The sequence below is a fragment of the Labrys sp. ALF-8 genome (assembly GCF_059699065.1).
In genome coordinates, this window is the sequence record NZ_AP048537.1 from 731,697 (window position 1) to 748,622 (window position 16,926).

A 16,926-nucleotide genomic window follows, 5' to 3' on the forward strand; every position below is an offset into this window, starting at 1 on the left:
GACGCAACGGGGGACTTGCTCCCGATCCGCTTCGGGGCGTCATCGCCAGGCGCCAGTTACTTGCATAATGATAGTTACTCGTTTATAGAGACTATCATTATGCAAGTAATGCGAGAGGCGAAGGTGCAGCGCAAGAGCTTCCAATCCATGCAGTGCCCGATAGCCCGCAGCCTCGAACGCGTGGGGGAGTGGTGGAGCATCCTGATCCTGCGGGATGCCATGAGGGGGCTGACCCGCTTCGACGAGTTCCAGAAAAGCCTCGACATCGCGCCGAACATGCTTACGCGGCGCCTGAACGCGCTGGTGGAGTCCGGCCTGCTGGAGCGACGTCGCTACAGCGAGCGTCCGGTCCGCTATGAATATGTCGTCACTGAGCGGGGTCTCGATTTCCGCCCGGTGCTGTGGAGCCTGATCAACTGGGGCAACAAACATTTCGCGCCCGAGGGCACCAGTGTCGTTCTTGCCGATCGCGAAACGGGTATTTGGGCCGATCCCATCATGGTGGATCGCGCGAGCGGCAAGCCCATGACACCCGCCACATTCGAGGTCGTCGCCGGACCGGCGGCAACCGAGCGCACGCGTTCGCGCTACCGTCATTCATCGGCCGGCCCAGGCACGCCCCTGCGGCCGCTGGCCGAGCAGGATCACGGCCCCGAGGCATCGTCATGAACAAGGCCGTGACCGAAGCCGAGGTGACGGCGGGCGCAGCGGCCCTCAAGTCCAGAAAGCGTTCCCGCAAGCCGCTCGTCTTCCTGGCCATCGCCACGGCCATCGGTGCCGGTGGCTGGTACGGCTATGATTGGTGGCAGAACGGGCGCTGGCTGGTATCCACCGATGATGCCTATGTCGGCGGGAACGCGACGCCGCTCTCTCCGCGGGTCTCCGGCCACGTCGCGGAAATCCTCGTCAGCGACAACCAGCACGTCAGCAGCGGCCAGCTCCTCGTCCGCATCGACGAGCGGACGTTCCAGGCGGCTCTCGACAGGGCGGCCGCCAGCTTGAAGCAGCAGGAAGCGACGCTCGAGAACCTGCGCGCAAAATATACCCTGCAGCTCTCGACGATCCGGCAGGCGGAGGCCGATCTCGCCGCCAAGAAGGCGGCCGCCATATTCACCGCACAGGATGCCAAGCGCTATCAGGTGCTGGCGAGTTCCAACACCGGCTCCGAGCAGACGGCGCAGAAGGCCCTGGCGGCCGACCAGCAGGCACAGGCAGCCATCGATGCTTCAACGGCGGGTCTCACCGCCGCCAACCAGCAGCTTGCCGTGCTGAACACGGAGATCGCGGAAGCCGAAGCGACCGTCGCCGGAGCGAAGGCAGATCTCGAAACGGCCCGACTCAATCTCGGCTACACGGAGATACGCTCTCCCATCGATGGCTTCATCGGCAATCGAGCAGCGCAGGTCGGCTCCTATGTGGCCGATGGCAGCTACCTCCTCACCGTCATTCCCTCCGGCGACCTTTGGATCGACGCCAACTTCAAGGAGGACCAGCTGGAGGACGTGAAGCCCGGCCAGAAGGCGACCATCACCGCCGATGTTGCGCCCGGCAAGGTCCTGCACGGCCACGTCCTCTCCCTCGCACCCGCGACGGGAGCCGTCTTCAGCGTAATTCCGCCGGAGAACGCCACCGGCAACTTCACGAAGATCGTGCAGCGGGTGCCCGTGCGCATCGCCATCGACCACAGCTCGGGTGCCGCCGTGCCGCTGCGCCCGGGCCTGTCGACGACAGTGACCGTCGACACGCGTACGCAGTAGGAAGCAGGGACCGGCCTTGTCGAGCGAGACATCTTCGTCGAACTGGATCAGGAGTCTCATCCCCTTCGTGGTGATGTGCGTGGGCATGTTCATCGCCTTGCTGGACATCCAGATCGTGGCCTCGTCGCTCCAGGATATCGGCGGCGGGCTTTCCGCGGCGCAGGACCAGATCAGCTGGGTTCAGACCGCCTATCTCATCGCGGAGATCATCATGATCCCGCTATCGGGCTGGCTCACCCGGGTCTTCTCGACGCGCTGGCTGTTCATGGCCTCAGCGGCCGGTTTCACCGTGGCGAGCCTCTTGTGCGGCCTCGCCTGGAACATCCAGAGCATGATCGTGTTCCGCGCGCTGCAGGGCCTGCTCGGCGCCTCGATGATACCGACGGTGTTCACTTCTTCCTTTCACTATTTCCAGGGCCCGCGCCGCGTCTATTCCGCCGCCGTAATCGGCACGATCGCCTCCGTCGCACCGACGCTCGGGCCGGTAATAGGCGGCTGGATCACGGATACGCTGAACTGGCACTGGCTGTTCTACGTCAATCTGCTGCCCGGTCTCGCCATCACGCTGCTCATCCCTGCGCTGGTGCGGATCGACGAGCCAAACCTGCAGCTGCTGCAGGAGGCGGACTACCCGGGCATCGCCCTCATGGCGGTCTTCCTGGGTACGCTCGAATATGTCCTGGAGGAGGGCACGCGCTGGAACTGGTTCGACGACGAGACGATCCGCATCTGCACCTGGGTCGCCGCCATATCGGGCGTCCTGTTCGTCGCCCGAAGCCTGACCTTCGCCCGGCCCGTCGTCGACCTGCGGGCCCTCACCAACCGAAATTTCCTGATCGGCTGCATCCTCTCCTTCATCACCGGGATAGGTATATTCGCGACCATCTACCTGACGCCGCTGTTTCTTGGCTATGTGCGCGGCTTCAGCGCCTGGCAGACCGGTGTCGCGATCTTCTCGACCGGCGCCGCCTCGCTGGTCGGCGTCCCCGCCTACATCGTCCTCGCCCGGAAGTTCGATACCCGCTGGCTGATGATGGCGGGTCTCGCCTCCTTCGGCGCCGCGATGTGGAGCTACAGCTTCATCACGCATGAGTGGGGTGGGGACGAGTTGTTTCTCCCCCAGATCCTGCGCGGCCTCCCGCAGGTCTTCGCCGTGGCGCCGAGCGTCACGCTCGGTCTCGGCAGCCTGCCGCCGGAGCGGCTGAAATATGCCAGCGGCCTTTTCAACATGATGCGCAATCTCGGCGGCGCCGTCGGCATAGCCGCCTGCGGGGCCATCCTCAACGTGCGCACCAACTTCCATTTCCTGTCGGTCGCCTCGAATCTCACGCCGGCGAACGGCGCCATGATACGGCTCGTCGACGAGGTGGCCGACCGATATCGCACTGTGCCGGGAGCCGCGCAGGACGGCCACGTCGCCGCCCTGAAGCAGTTGTGGCAGCTCGCCTATCGCGAAGCCTCGACGCTTGCCTACGCTGATGCCTTTCGGGCCATCATGGTGGCCTTCGTGATCGCCACCCTGCTGGTTCCGCTAATGCGCAACGTCGCCGCGCCGCGAACTCCGCCCCCCGACGCTCATTGAAGCAAAACGCGTTCAGAAAAACGGAACGGGCCCGATCCTGGGATCGGGCCCGCCTTGGGATGCGAAATCGGATTTGGGGCGTCAGGCCGGATAGCCGTCGGGATTGGACGACTGCCAGCGCCAGGTGTCGCTGCACATCTCCTCGAGGGAGCGGCGCGCACGCCAGTTGAGCTGCCTTTCGGCCTTGCTGATCTCCGCCCATACAGCGGCGATGTCGCCAGGGCGGCGCTCCACGAGCCGGGACGGAAGGTTCTTGCCGCAGGCGCGGCTGAAAGCGGTGAACAGTTCGAGCACGCTGCGCCCCTGGCCAGTGCCGAGGTTGTAGGTATGGATACCTGGCCCGCCCTTATGGGTGCGCAGGGCCGCGACATGCCCCTCCGCCACGTCCACGACATGCACGTAATCGCGCACCGCCGTACCGTCGGGGGTAGGATAGTCACCGCCGAAGATCGGCAGATAGTCGCGCCGCCCCACCGCGACCTGCGCCAGGTAGGGCATCAGGTTGTTGGGCACGCCGCGCGAGTCCTCGCCGAGCGTCCCGCTTGGATGAGCACCCACCGGATTGAAATAGCGCAGGATCGTCAGCGACCAGCTGGAGTCGGACTTCGCCAGGTCTTCCAGGATGTGCTCGATCATGAGCTTGGTGCGGCCATAGGGATTGGCGGCTGAGCGGGGACTGTTCTCGGTCACCGGCATGCGCTCCGGCTCGCCATAGACAGTGGCCGAGGAGGAGAAAATGAAATCGCGCACGCCGGCCTCCTGCATCGCGGCCAGGAGGTTCAGCGTTCCCGTGACGTTGTTGCGATAATAGTCCAGCGGCTTGGCCACGGACTCGGCCACGGCCTTCTTCCCCGCAAAATGGATCACGGCCTCGATCTTGCGACTGCGGAGCAGTTCGACCATCAGCGCAATGTCGTTGATGTCGCCGATATGGCACTCCGGCTTTACGCCAGTAAGTGCACCTATAGCGTCGATCACCGCCAACTTGCTGTTTGACAGATTATCGAGAATGACCGGCGTGTATCCCCCCTCGATCAACGACACGCAAGTCAGACTGCCGATGTAACCAGCGCCCCCCGTTACCAGGATATTCACGCGCCACCCTCACCTCTTGAACCTCCGATGCAAGCGGCCACCCGCCGCCGCCATCGCTTTCCATTTTTCATCCTACAATATCGCCTTCGATTCTGTAGGAAATCAAACACCCCATAGGGATAACCGTCGCATCCTTTCTGCCGACGCCGGCTCATCGCCCCGGACCGCTCCTAGAGCAAAGCGCGTTTAGGTAGAAACGCCGCTTTTCTCCAGCTCTTTGTTTTTCGACGCGTCCTTTTGCGTTCTGCCGATTCCGTCAAAATACAAAACGCTCCTAGCTCGTGTAATAAGCCTGGAACGCCCGCCCGCGATAACCCTCGCTGTGCCGCAGGGCCGATGGTTCGGCCCTGTTCAGCAGGATGCCGATGAGCCTCTCGCGGATGACGTCGGAGCTCGAAAGCGCTTCGAGGACGAGCTTGCGGCTGCTCGCTCCCCATTCCGCGACATAGACGAAGCCATCCACCAGATGGGCGGCGGCCTTCGCGTCGACGACGGGCATGAGCGCCGCGAAGTCGATGAAGACATAGTCATAGACGCCGCGCGCCTCCGTCAGCAGGCGATTCATCTGGACCGAACCGAGAATCTCGGCCGCATTCACCGGACGCCTCTCCGTCACGCAGGGCAACACGTCGAGACCGGAACTGCTCCGCGTATGGACGAGTTGGCCAAGGCGGGCCGGATCGATGAGGGCCTCCATGAGCCCGCCGCCATCCGCGTCCCATGCCAGCGCAGACGTCACCGCCCGGCGATGGAGGTCGGCATCGATCAGGAGCGTCCGGTGACCAGTGCTAGCCACGAGGCTTGCCAGGTTGCCGGCGATGGTGGTCTTGCCTTCGCCCGGAACGGCCGAAACGATGCCGATAACCCTTACGTCGCGTGTCAGGCGGATGCCATCGATCGACACCTTGACGTTGCGCAGCGCCTCGCTGAAGCGTGAGAAAGGCTCGTCCAGCACGTTCTCGCAGACCGTGGCGGCGGCAAGCGCCTTGCGACTGCCGCCGCGCCGGCGTCCGTCCTCCAGCCGGCGCAAGCGGCTCTTGCGACCGATCCTCACGGTCGGCGCGGTCCCCAGGCACTCGAACCCCGTGCTGCGCTCCACTTCGTCGGAGCTGCGGAAGACGTCGGCCGACAATTCGCGGGCAAGCGTCGAACCGGCGCCGGCGAACAGGCCTAGCAACAGCCCGGCGGCGATGAAGAGCACGGTCTTCGGCGAACTCTTGAACAGGGGCGGCGTCGCCAGCGTGATGATGCGGGTATCCGTGACCGGAGCGCTCTGCTGCTGGATCGATTCCTGGAACTTCTGGAGATAGCTGTCATACAGCGTGCGATAGGTATCGGCCGTGCTTTCGAGGTCGCGCAGCTTGACCTGAGCGATGTTGCTGGTGTCGGTTTCGTCGACCAGCGCCGCCAAGCTGTCCTCCAGGGATTTCTGGCGCGCGTTGGCGATGGCGTAGTCGCTGGCATAGGCGGCCGCGATGCGCTGCACCTCATTGGCGATGGAGTTGCGCAGTTCGGTCATCTGTTCGCGAAGCTTCACGGCTGCCTGGTGATTGGGGCCCAGCCGTTGCGAAAGGCTGGCCTCCTGGGCCGACAGGTCGAGATATTGGGCCCGGAGCCGCGTGATGACGCTGTTGTTGAGCGCATCGGTCACCGTGCCGTCGAGCAGCGAATTGCCCTCCACATGCTGGATGCGGTCGAGACGCGCCTTGGCCTCGGCCGTCGCAGTCTTGGTCACGACGAGCTGGCTGTTCAGGTCGGCAAGCTGCTGCTGGTTCATCAGACCGCGCCCGGTATCGATGATGTTGCTCTCGCTCTTGAACTTCTGCACGGCGGCATCCGCCTGCGCGGCCTGCGTCTTCAACTCCTTGAGGCGATCCTGCAGCCAGCCAGCTGCGCGGCGGGTGGAGTCGATCTTGGAGTTCAGGCCCTGGTCGATATAGGCCCCGGCCACAGCATTGGCGATGCGGGCAGACTTGTCCGGGTCTTCGGATGCGAAACTGATGTCGATGACGTAGGTCATGCCGACGCGCTTGGCGGTGAGACGCTTGGAGAAGGTCTCCACGGCGATCCGCTGGGGCGTGTCATCAAGGCTGTTGGCACTGTCCGAACCGAGGCCGAACGCCTGCTTCAGATTGGTGAAGGCCTTGTTTGCCTGCCACATCAGGATGCCGAAAGCGCTGACAGGGGGACCGACGAACTCCCTGTCCTTGTCGAGGCCGAGCTTCTGGATGACGGACAGCGCGATGCTCTCCGAGTTCAGCAGCTCGACCTGGCTGTCGACGAACGAACTGTCGACCGAGGAATCGGCGATGATGTCCTGCTTCTGCAGGAACTGGTTCATACGCGTATCGAGCAGGATGCTCGAGGTGGCGGTAAACATCGGCGTCGCCAGCACGATATAGGTGCCGGCCAGGGCAACGCCGATGAAGGCGCAAACCAGAATGAACAGCCAGCGCCGGCGTAGCGCATTGAAAAGGTTGCCGAAGCTGATCGATGACTGCTCTTCGGGGCCGAAGGGGCTGTCCATCGGGATCGGCAGTGAACCATTTCGAGTGAGCATGTTACTTTCTTTTCCGGTTCTAGAAGCGAAAAGTCTCGATGCGGCCGGGATGATCAATCTCCCGGCAGACGCGTTGGATCGGGTATGTCGAGGTTCCCCACGCCCGTGGGGCCAGGCTTGGGCATGAGATCCAGCCCGGCTCCGAAACGGTCCTCGACCTTGGGCGCCTCCATCCCGACCGGCTGGGAGGTGTCCGAGTCATCGCTGAGGGACAGGGCCTGCTGGTAGGAAGCAACGACATCGTGCATGGGCAGTCTCGCGACCCATTTCTGGATCCGTTCGGAGACGGCATTGTCTGCGAGTCGGCAGAAGATCGTTGCCCGTGCCAGTCCAAGCCCGATGGCGCCCCGCTGGCGCCTGTCCGCGCTCATGAGCAATTTCCTGAAGACATCGAGATCACGGGGGCGCCCTGCCGCGAACTGCATGGTGAAGACGCTCAACCCATATTCGGTGGTATCGCGCCCAAGCACCTTGGTGGGATCCTGGATGAAATGATCGGCAATGGTGGGCGTGAAGCGCGGCCCTTCCTGCGGCTCGCAAGCGGCCATCGCTCTGCCTGAGGCCAGCGGCATGCACGCCAGGAGTGCGGCGACCGCGGCCCAACGGTACCGGCAGGCGCCGCTCTCCCGCCCGGCGGTACAGGCCTTCGAATATCGAGGAGCGCTTGTCACGAGCAGCGTCGTTTCCTTTCAGTGTTGCGGCAATCTGGCAGCCAACAGGCTGCCTGCCCGCCGAGACGATCGGAAAATGCCGGACTGGCTCGCAGTCCTCTTGCAGCACACCATCATCTCAGATGCCTTGCTGCACCGCAAGATAAAAAGCATTACCAAGTGCAAATATCAGTATATCAATGTAATGGTGTAGAGAATGACAAAGCTCCGCCATAAACGCATAAATACCAATTCCTACCAATTAGCGGCAAAAATTTGGCAATTTATGCGACTTAATAATCCAAATGGCAAGGTTTTATCTCATTTCGAGACAATCACCATTTATGCTGCATCGCAAAAACATACTAGACGTCTCGCGCCATAAGAGATAATGTTTCTTCAATTGAACGATGATAGAAATGAGATCTGGCGAAAATTACTGATTTTTTCCAGATCGATCAAAAAATCACCGCCTTCAATACCTAGGAAAAAGAACGCAGGAGTAAGCGATGCGGATATGCATGGTTGGATCTGGATATGTCGGGCTCGTGTCCGGCGCCTCGTTCGCGGATTTCGGACATAACGTCATCTGTGTCGACAAGGACGAGCTCAAGGTCGCAAGACTGCGGGCGGGCGAGATACCGATCTACGAACCTGGCCTGGACACGCTGGTCGAGGAGAACGTCGCCTCGGGACGATTGACCTTCTCCTCCGAGATCGCGGCCGCCGTATCCAAGTCCGATGTCGTATTCGTTGCCGTCGGCACGCCGTCGCGCCGCGGCGACGGACATGCAGACCTGAGCTATGTCTATGCCGCCTCTCGCGAGATCGCAGCGGCAATCAGCGGTTTCACCGTCGTCGTCACCAAGTCCACCGTGCCGGTAGGCACAGGCGACGAAGTCGAGCGGATCATTCGCGAAACCAACCCGGACGCCGACTTCGCCGTGGTCTCCAACCCCGAATTCCTGCGCGAAGGCGCCGCCATCGACGATTTCCGTCGCCCGGACCGCATCGTCATCGGCACAGAGGACGAAAGAGCCCGCGAGGTGATGTCCCAGGTCTATCGTCCCCTGAGCCTCAACCAGGCGCCACTGGTCTTCACCTCGCGCCGGGCCTCGGAACTGATCAAATACGCCGCCAACGGCTTCCTCGCCATGAAGGTGGCCTTCATCAACGAGATCGCCGATCTCTGCGAACAGGTGGGCGCCAATGTCCAGGACGTCGCCCGCGGCATCGGCTTCGACAAGCGCATCGGTCCGAAATTCCTCAACGCCGGCCCAGGCTACGGCGGGTCCTGCTTTCCCAAGGACACGCTGGCCCTCGCCAAGACCGCCCAGGACGCCGGTACCCCGGTTCGCCTGATCGAGACCACCGTCGCCATCAACGATCAACGCAAGCGGGCGATGGCCCGGAAGGTCGTTGCTGCTTGCGGCGGCGACATTCGCGGCAAGACGATCGCAGTGCTCGGCATCGCCTTCAAGCCGAACACCGACGACATCCGCGAAGCCCCTGCCCTGTCCATCATCCAGGCGCTTCAGGACAATGGAGCCCGCGTCAGGATCTACGATCCCGAGGGCATGAAGCATGCCTCCTCGGTTCTCGACGGCGTGGTGTTCACCCAGAACCCGTATGAATGCGCCGAGAGGGCGGAAGCTCTCGTCATCGTGACCGAATGGAACATGTTCCGGGCCCTCGACTTCGAACGTCTCCGCGGTGTCATGGCAGCACCGGTGCTGGTGGATCTCAGGAACATCTACCGCCGCGAAGAGGTCGCGCGCCATGGCTTCGCCTATTCCTGCGTGGGACGTCCCGGAGAGGAAATTCCCTCCGACAAGCCCGACCGCCAGTCGGCGGCATGAGATCGGGCTTCCCCTCGATCAATAGGGCGGGACGGTTATGCCGTCCCGCCTTTTTTATTGTCGCTCGGTGAGTGCACCTTCTTCCCGCCAGCGCCCGACCAGGAAATCGGCGCCCGCGGCGGTGAGGTGGCCATAATCCCATTGCACCGGGACATCGCCGCCGACGGTCGTCCGGCAGGCCTGCGCCGGTTGCGGGCACAGGGTCTGATAAGGCGAGAGATACGTCACGTTGCCACGACCGGCGAGAGCGGTCCTGAGCATCGCGTCGACGCGGGACGGCTCGTCGCTACGCTGGCTCAGCATGAGGCTGGGAGACTTGTCCAGGGCCGCATGGGCCAGCACGCGCGGCAGGGCATCGTGATATTCGACGATCGGGCCGGATACATAGATACGAGGCACTCGCGTCGCGAGGCGATCGACCGTCGCCACCAGCAGCGGCACATCCTCGGCTTCCCAGCGCGCCGACAGGATGACTGAATCGAGACCGCCCTTGGCCGTCTCCTCCTCCAGGCCGCGCTGCATCAGGGCCAGGCAGGTGGGATGGCCCCGTCCTCCCAGCACCGGTTTGCAGCCCGAGGCGGTGATCTGGAGAACGGACGTTCCAGGCAGCTGGTCGGCGAGGCCGCGCCACAGATGGGCGGCATGGCTGTCGCCGACCAGAAGCATCGCAGGCTTGCCCGCCTGGCGGGCAAGACAGGTGTCCGCGTCGAAATCGGCGAGCGCGTTGGCATGCGAATCGAGGAAGCAGGTACCGCGGCGATAGACGGCCTCATCCTCGTAGTGGACGTAGTTGGCGAGCGTCACGACCTGGGCTGGAAAGGCGCGTGCGAGGCCGCCGGAAGCGAGGAGGCCCAGCCAGAGCGCAACCAGGCCGGCCACACCGCCGGCCGCCGAAAGGCGAAGGGTCGACGGCGAGGCGGCCACCGCCCTGCGCTGGAAGGGTTGCTCGATGAAACGCCAGGAGAGGACCGCCGCGGCCAGGCTGAGCGCGAGCAGCAGGGCGCCTTCGCCCGGACCGATCGGCCTGGCGGACCAGATGCGGAAGAAGATGATGATCGGCCAGTGCCACAGATAGAGCGAATAGGAAATGAGGCCGATGAAGACGAGCGGTCGCAGCGACAGGATGCGCCCAACGACCGTCGAACCCGACGTACCGGCGTGTATCAGCAGCGCGGCACCGATGCACGGCACCAGCGCACGCTCGCCGGGGAACGGCATGTTCTTGTAGAAGACCAGGCACCCGGCAACGATCAGGGCGAGCCCGAGGCCGGCGAGCGCCTCCCGCAGCCAGACCCACTCGATCTTCGGCACGGCGCCGAGGGCAAGCAGGGCGCCGACGAGAAGCTCCCACGCGCGGGTCGGCGCCATGTAGAACGCGGCGACCTGGTGGGAGCGGACGAAGATCACCGAGAGCACGAAGGAGGCCAGCGCGAGGAGGATGGTAACCGCCAGGGTCCATGGCCGGCCGGCTCTGCCGAGCGCCCAGAGAAGGAGCGGGAACACGATGTAATACTGCTCCTCGACAGCCAGCGACCAGGTATGGAGCAGCGGGTTGCTGTCGGCCGCGACGTTGAAATAGTCCGTCGCTGACATGAAGTAGAAGTTGGAAGAGAACAGCGCGGCCGCCAGGCCGCTCTTCGAGAAATCGAGGATATCGGGTGGCAGCAGCAGCGCGACCGCGAGGATGGTGGAAACAAGGAGCACCGCGAGCAGCGCGGGAAAGATGCGCCGGATGCGACGGTCATAGAAATTGAGCAGGGAGAACGTCCCCGCCTGGATTTCCGACTGCAGGATGCCGGTGATGAGAAATCCCGAAATGACGAAGAACACGTCGACGCCGATATAGCCGCCCTTCAGCACCTCGCTGCCGAGATGAAAAAACAGCACGGGCACGATCGCCAGTGCGCGCATGCCGTCGATGTCGAGGCGATGCCCCGCGACGGCACCAGCCGGAGCCTGAGTCCTGGCGCCTGCCTTGCCGGCGGCGGCGTAACCGCGATGTTCTGCCAGATCCGTCATTATATCGTGCTCGGCCTCCTCGCCAGGGTGATGCGCGAATGCAGGGTTGAGATCGGAGCGGCGATCGGCGACCGCCGTGCCTCCGGATCAGGCCTTGGCCGCGAAGGCCTGCGCCATCGCCTGGCGCATCGGCTTGGGTTTCAGATCGCCATCGAAGGGCAGGCCACGGGAGAGTTGCCCGTCCGGCCACTTGTAGTCCGGATAGTTGGACAGCCAGGAGTAGCGGTCCGACAGGCCCCAGGTCAGCACGCCCAGCATGGCGGGGCTGGCCAACGAGACGTCCATGAAGCTGCGCGTGATCGCCGCAACGTCCGCGTCCCGCGCGGCGATGTCGGTGGGGCCGCCTCTGTCGGCAACATCGAACTCGGTGACCATGATCTTCAGCCCGAAGCCGGCGACATCGCGCAGGAAGCGGGCGTAGAGGTCCTCGTCGAACTTCGCCTTGTAGGGCTTGAGGTGCCCCTGCACGCCGAAGGCATCGATGGGAGCGTTCTGCTTCTTCAGGCGCTCGAGGACCTTGAGAACGGCCGTCCGCCTTCTCTCCTGCCAAGGCGCATCCATCTCCACATCATAGTCGCCATAGAAAAGCAGCGTGTTGGGATCTGCCTCCCTGGCTGCGTGGAGGGCAATAGCCATGTAGTCTTCGCCGAAAGCCTGGTACCAGGGAGACTTCACGCGCAAACCATCCGGATGGCCCTCCGGCGGCTCGACCACCTCGTTGAGGACATCCCAGGAATGCAGCCGGCCCCGATAGTGCCTGCAGGAGCGCGTGATCATGTCGGTAAGCAGGCTCTCCGAACGTTGATCCTGCAGTTTCTGCTCGAGCCACGGCGGCGTGCCGTAGTACCATACCAGCGTATGGCCGCGCATCTTCAAGCCATGCCTGACCGCAAAGGTATAGAGGTCGTCGCCGCCACCGAAATCATATTGCCCCTCGACGCGCTGGACGAATTCGCGCTTCAGTTCCCATTCAGGCACGATGATGCCCACCTGGGCGGCGACGAGCGCGGCGAAGGAGCGATCGGCGGCGATCCTGTCGCTGCCCACGGCACAGCCGTAGAGCAGCCCCTTGGCCGAGGCGTCGTTGGCCAGAGAGGGAACATCGGCCGCCGCTGGTTCCAGCCAGGTCGAGGCTGTCAGCCCGAGGCCGGCGGCAAGCAGGGCGCGTCTGGTTAGTTCAGTCATGCCGATTTCTCCGTTCCGACAGTCGAGCGCCGCCAACTGCGGATCGCGACGACTACGTCGGCCCCATCCCGATAGATGCGGCCGGGCACGACGATCTGCGCCAGCACCACCATGGCGAGGCGCAGTCCGTAGGAGCCGCTGGTGAGAGCGGCGAGATAGAGCCCCAGTGCGGCGAAAGGCCTGGTCTTGAACAGCCCCTTCGCCACATGCCAGCCGCGATAGCCCAGATAGGCCTGGCGGGAGATGAAGGGCTTGAGGTCGTAGAGCCACTGCAGGTCGCCGCTCTCGAGCCTGGTATTCGAGAGACGGCCGGGATCCGGACCGTCGTACCAGACGACACCCGGCTGATCCGCCATCACGAAGGTATAGCCGGCGAGTTCGAGCCGGATGGCGAAGTCCGTGTCGTCACCGTAGCGCACATCCTCGCGGTAGCGCACCTTGCGCGCCGCCTCCGTCGGCACCACGAGGCCGCTCGTCTGCACGAAGCCGCGTTCGCACATGAGGTAGCTGGCCATCGTCTCGCCCTTTCGGACGGCACGATGCGGCTTGATCAGATAGCCCTGCGGACCCCGATAGGCCCTGACGGGCGCATAGGCGATCAGGTCCTGGGAACCGCGCAGGAGCCGGGCCATCACCTCCAGGTGGTGGGGCAGGAACACATCGTCGGAATCGAGGAAGGCGACGAAGCGCCCCCTCGCCAGGTCGATGCCGCGATTGCGGGCCGCGCTCGCCCCGCTGTTGTGCTGGACGACAAGCCGCACGCGCCCGTCCGCCATGGCGGCGACGCGGGCGCTGGAATTGTCGACGGAGCCGTCGTCCACGACGATGATCTCGAAATCCTGGAAGGATTGCTGCAATACCGATTCAACCGCATCGCGAATGACGCGCGCGCGGTTGTAGACCGGAATGACGACCGAAAAGAACGGCTTCATGGTGCACCGTCCGACATTGTTTCTCCGTCGGTACGGACTGGATATGATTGCTGAATGCGCGCGGGCATTTGGTTCGCTTCAGCGTGAGATCGGGCTTCAGAGATATGAGCCTTCAAACCTGCCTCCCCCTCCGGATCAAGCTTGCTGCTTCTTACGGGTACCTGTGAGCTGGACGACGACATCGGAAAAGCGACGATAAAGGCCGTCCGGCACGAATATCTGGAAGAAAATAACGCCTGCGAGTGCCGGCGTATAACAAAGGTGCATGAGCGCCGTCAGATAGAGCTTCAGCGCCTGTGTCTTGCTGGTCTTCGCCACCCCCTTTGCAATGTGCCAGCCTCGATAGCCGTAATAGGCCTTTCTGGAGATGATCGGCCGCATCTCCTCGATCCAGGGCAGCAGCAGCGCTCCCTTCCGCGCGGCCGAGACGCGGCGAGGATCGAAGGCGTCGTTCCAGATCGCACCCGGCTGGGGCGCCATGGTGAACCGGCAACCCTCGCTCGCAAGGCGGATGGCAAAATCCGTATCCTGGCCGAACGGCATCTTGTCGCGATAGCGCACCTGCCTGGCGAGCGGCGTGGGGACAACGAGCGTGCTCGTCTGCACGAAGCCGCGCGAGCAGCACAGATATTCTGCCATGTCCTCTTTCTCGCCGATGGCGCGCGGCGGCTTCAGGAATGTCTTGCCGCTCTGCCGGTCCACGATCACCTGAGCGTAGGCGACGACATCGGCGCGCCCACCAAGAAGCTGGTGCATGACCGACAGGTGATCCGGCAGGAAGACGTCGTCGGAGTCCAGAAAGGCCACGTAACGTCCGCGCGCCTCGTCGATCCCCCGGTTCCGGGCCGCACCGCCGCCGCCGTTTTCCTGCCAGACGTAGCGGATACGGGGGTCCTCGAAAGTGGCGATGACGCTGGCGAGGTCATCCTTGGAACCGTCGTCGACAACGACGACCTCGAAATCGTCGAAGGTCTGCGCAAGCACGGAATCGAGCGTGCGCCTGATGACGCCTGCCCGGTTATAGGTTGGAATGACGACTGAAAATTCGGGCCCGCTGGCCATGACTATAAACTCCGTCGCAATAGAACCGCAGTGGTCTCAGGTGCTGGCAAGGCGCCTGCGCAAGGTGCCGACGATGCCGCCGATGCCCTTCTCCTTCACGCGGGAGGGCAGGCGCAGGACGAGGGAGCGGGTACGCTCGCCGATCGCGCTGGTCATCCGCGTGGTGAGGGCGACGGCAGTATGCAGCGAACCGAACCGGGCATTCTCGAATTCCAGCCGGCAGACCTCACGATTGTAGATGAGGGAATACTGGGCGTTGACGTTGTAGTGGACGAGAACGGGATCGGATTCGACATTGCTCTTGCGGAAGCGGGCCAGTCCCTTGAGCACGTTGATCGAGTGGCCGCTCTGCATGTTGATGGCCGTCTGCATGCCGTTGTTGCTGTCCCAGGGGTCCATCTCGATGCCGCAATGCTCCATTGCCACCGCAAAGGCCGGTTCGTCGGCAATCGGGGCGTTCTTGAAGCTTACGAAACCGAGGCTGTCCCGCTTCTCGTAGACGGTGCGAGCCTCTTCGAACAGCTTGGCCGCAAGGGGCTCCTTGGTGAAGAAGAAGACGCCGCTGTTGAAATGGGGCAGCCTCGCAATGCCGTTGCGGCGCAGGAAATCCGAGGTGTTGCGCACCCATTCATAGGGATTTTGCCGTTCATAGTCGGACTTGCCCGTCAGATAGCGCCAGCCGCGGACGCTGAAGGGCTTGCCGGCGTAGAGATTCCAGAGCCGCTCCGGGGACTTGTAGAAGATGCAGTCGGAATCGACGAACAGCGTCTCGTCATAGGGCGAGTAGAGATCGGCGTGCAGCTTCTGCACCACGCCGGAGCCGTACGCCGGATTGTAGGGAATGACCTGGTCGAAATAGGCGGACATCTCGGCGGCGTTGGCCTTGTCCGTCACGATGGCCATGGGCAGCGTGGGATGGAGGCGACGGTAGGAAAGAGCCAGAGCCCGCGCCATGCGGATATATTTCTTCGGTCCGTATGCGATCGTCATAAGGCCTTGCGACATGCGAACCTCTCTCCGATTGAAGGCATGTTAAGCGGCGGACTGTTCGGGTACCGCCGCGATTTCGGTTTGTGCGGGAGGACGGCCGGCCCGGTCAGGCCTGACTCTTGTCGAAGCACGATGCCATGGCGGTCCACATCGGCTTGCGGTTGAAATCGCCGTCGAGCGGCAGCCCGCGTGACAGCTGGCCGTCCGACCATTTGTAGGCGGGCGTCACCGACAGCCACGAATATTTGTCCGTCAGGCCCCAGGTGATGCAGCCCAGCACGGCCTTCTTGGAAAAGGCAACGTCGAGGAACATCCGGGTGAGATCGGCGACCGCCGTGTCGCGCTGGGCCGGGTCGGAAGGGCCGCGAATATCGGCTACGTCGAACTCGGTGATGAGAATGGGCAGGCCGAAAGCCGCTACCTCGTCGAGAAACTTGGAAATGACGGCTTCGGAATATTTCGAGCGGAAGGCCTTGAGGTGGCTCTGCAAGCCGAAGCCCTGCAGGGGCACGTTGCGGGCAAGAAGCCTTTCGATGAGCTTCAGCGTCGCGATCCTGCGGGGTTCGAACCAGGCATCGTCGCCCTCCAGGTTCGTCTCGTTGTAGAACAGCGGCGTCTTCGGGTCGGCCTCTCTCGCGGCATGGAAGGCGGTCTCGATGTAGCTTTCGCCGAAGGCCTCGTACCAGATCGAGTTGGTGCGCAGCCCGAGCGGGTGGCCGTCTTTCGGCTCAATCGCCTCGTTGACCACATCCCAGGACTGGAATTGCCCTTTGTAGCGGGTGCCTACCTTGGCGATGTAGTCCGTCAGCAGGCGCTCGTCCTTGGAAACCGGCAGTTCCGCTTCGAGCCAGGCCGGATTGGCCTCGTGCCAGACCATGGTATGGCCGCGCATCAGCTGGGTATTGCTGTGGGCGAAATTGAGGATGGCATCCGTGCCGCCGAAGTAATACTGGCCCTTGGCCGGCTCCATCGCCTTGCGCTTGGTCTCGCTCTCGGCCACCAGGATGCCCGCCTCGGCCGCCACGGCCTGGGCAAAGCGAGGGTCGGCCTTGAGATTACGGCTGTCCACGGAGGTACCGTAGAGGCGATGATTGCGCGCTGCACGGACCCTCAGCCCATCGCCGCCCGACTGCGCGCTCCAGGCCGGAGACGCGCAGAGAGCGGCCGACATGGCCAGGAAAGTCCGACGATCCATATTCAGCATATATCCGCTCCTGTGGATTTCTTCAGGTCGG

General features: G+C 63.3%; 13 protein-coding genes. 4 read left to right on the plus strand and 9 right to left on the minus strand.

Translation table 11 applies throughout. The annotated features are described in order from the left end of the window. The first annotated feature begins 99 nt into the window (after positions 1-99). Genes AC6H34_RS03395 through AC6H34_RS03405 form a run of 3 tightly spaced genes read left to right on the plus strand, consistent with a single transcriptional unit; the run spans position 100 to position 3,339 of the window. Positions 100-669 carry a winged helix-turn-helix transcriptional regulator gene (locus tag AC6H34_RS03395; RefSeq protein ID WP_448146146.1) on the plus strand — a complete coding sequence of 190 codons (570 nt, stop codon included), beginning with the start codon at positions 100-102 and terminating at the stop codon, positions 667-669. Further along, a complete protein-coding gene (locus AC6H34_RS03400) occupies positions 666-1,757 on the plus strand; it encodes an HlyD family secretion protein (RefSeq protein WP_497537902.1) in 1,092 nt (363 codons plus the stop codon). The genes AC6H34_RS03395 and AC6H34_RS03400 overlap by 4 nt, the downstream gene beginning before the upstream one ends. A gap of 16 nt (positions 1,758-1,773) precedes the next feature. Next, entirely contained in the window at positions 1,774-3,339 is a 1,566-nt protein-coding gene (locus AC6H34_RS03405) for a DHA2 family efflux MFS transporter permease subunit (protein WP_497537903.1), read from the plus strand. 81 nt (positions 3,340-3,420) lie between these two features. Here AC6H34_RS03405 and galE read toward each other — a convergent pair whose 3' ends face one another. The 3 genes from galE to AC6H34_RS03420 form a co-directional block, all read right to left on the minus strand. Further along, positions 3,421-4,434 (minus strand): UDP-glucose 4-epimerase GalE, encoded by a 1,014-nt coding sequence (gene galE / locus AC6H34_RS03410; protein WP_448146144.1) that lies wholly within the window; start codon positions 4,432-4,434, stop codon positions 3,421-3,423. 274 nt (positions 4,435-4,708) lie between these two features. Then, positions 4,709-6,994 carry a Wzz/FepE/Etk N-terminal domain-containing protein gene (locus tag AC6H34_RS03415; protein ID WP_497537904.1) on the minus strand — a complete coding sequence of 762 codons (2,286 nt, stop codon included), beginning with the start codon at positions 6,992-6,994 and terminating at the stop codon, positions 4,709-4,711. A 53-nt stretch (positions 6,995-7,047) separates the two neighbouring features. Beyond that, positions 7,048-7,665: a hypothetical protein gene (locus tag AC6H34_RS03420; protein WP_497537905.1), complete on the minus strand. Its 618-nt coding sequence runs from the start codon at positions 7,663-7,665 to the stop codon at positions 7,048-7,050. 488 nt (positions 7,666-8,153) lie between these two features. On the opposite strand from AC6H34_RS03420, the gene AC6H34_RS03425 reads away from it, so the two are divergent. After that, a complete protein-coding gene (locus tag AC6H34_RS03425; protein ID WP_448146141.1) occupies positions 8,154-9,503 on the plus strand; it encodes a UDP-glucose dehydrogenase family protein in 1,350 nt (449 codons plus the stop codon). A 54-nt stretch (positions 9,504-9,557) separates the two neighbouring features. On the opposite strand, the gene AC6H34_RS03430 is transcribed toward AC6H34_RS03425, so the two are convergent. The 6 genes from AC6H34_RS03430 to AC6H34_RS03455 all read right to left on the minus strand — a co-directional run bounded on the left by AC6H34_RS03430 (position 9,558) and on the right by AC6H34_RS03455 (position 16,895). Next, complete coding sequence (locus tag AC6H34_RS03430) at positions 9,558-11,522, minus strand: acyltransferase family protein (protein WP_497537906.1); 1,965 nt, start codon at positions 11,520-11,522, stop codon at positions 9,558-9,560. Between the two features lie 87 nt (positions 11,523-11,609). Next, positions 11,610-12,707: an endo-1,4-beta-xylanase gene (locus AC6H34_RS03435; RefSeq protein WP_497537907.1), complete on the minus strand. Its 1,098-nt coding sequence runs from the start codon at positions 12,705-12,707 to the stop codon at positions 11,610-11,612. Then, positions 12,704-13,639, minus strand: coding sequence for a glycosyltransferase family 2 protein (locus AC6H34_RS03440; protein WP_448146138.1), 936 nt, complete (start codon positions 13,637-13,639; stop codon positions 12,704-12,706). The genes AC6H34_RS03435 and AC6H34_RS03440 overlap by 4 nt, the downstream gene beginning before the upstream one ends. A 135-nt stretch (positions 13,640-13,774) precedes the next feature. After that, on the minus strand, positions 13,775-14,701 hold the full coding sequence (locus tag AC6H34_RS03445; RefSeq protein WP_448146137.1) for a glycosyltransferase family 2 protein: 927 nt from the start codon (positions 14,699-14,701) through the stop codon (positions 13,775-13,777). A gap of 36 nt (positions 14,702-14,737) precedes the next feature. Then, positions 14,738-15,706 (minus strand): glycosyltransferase family protein, encoded by a 969-nt coding sequence (locus AC6H34_RS03450; protein ID WP_497537908.1) that lies wholly within the window; start codon positions 15,704-15,706, stop codon positions 14,738-14,740. A gap of 91 nt (positions 15,707-15,797) precedes the next feature. Then, complete coding sequence (locus AC6H34_RS03455; RefSeq protein WP_497537909.1) at positions 15,798-16,895, minus strand: endo-1,4-beta-xylanase; 1,098 nt, start codon at positions 16,893-16,895, stop codon at positions 15,798-15,800. Positions 16,896-16,926: the final 31 nt, after the last annotated feature.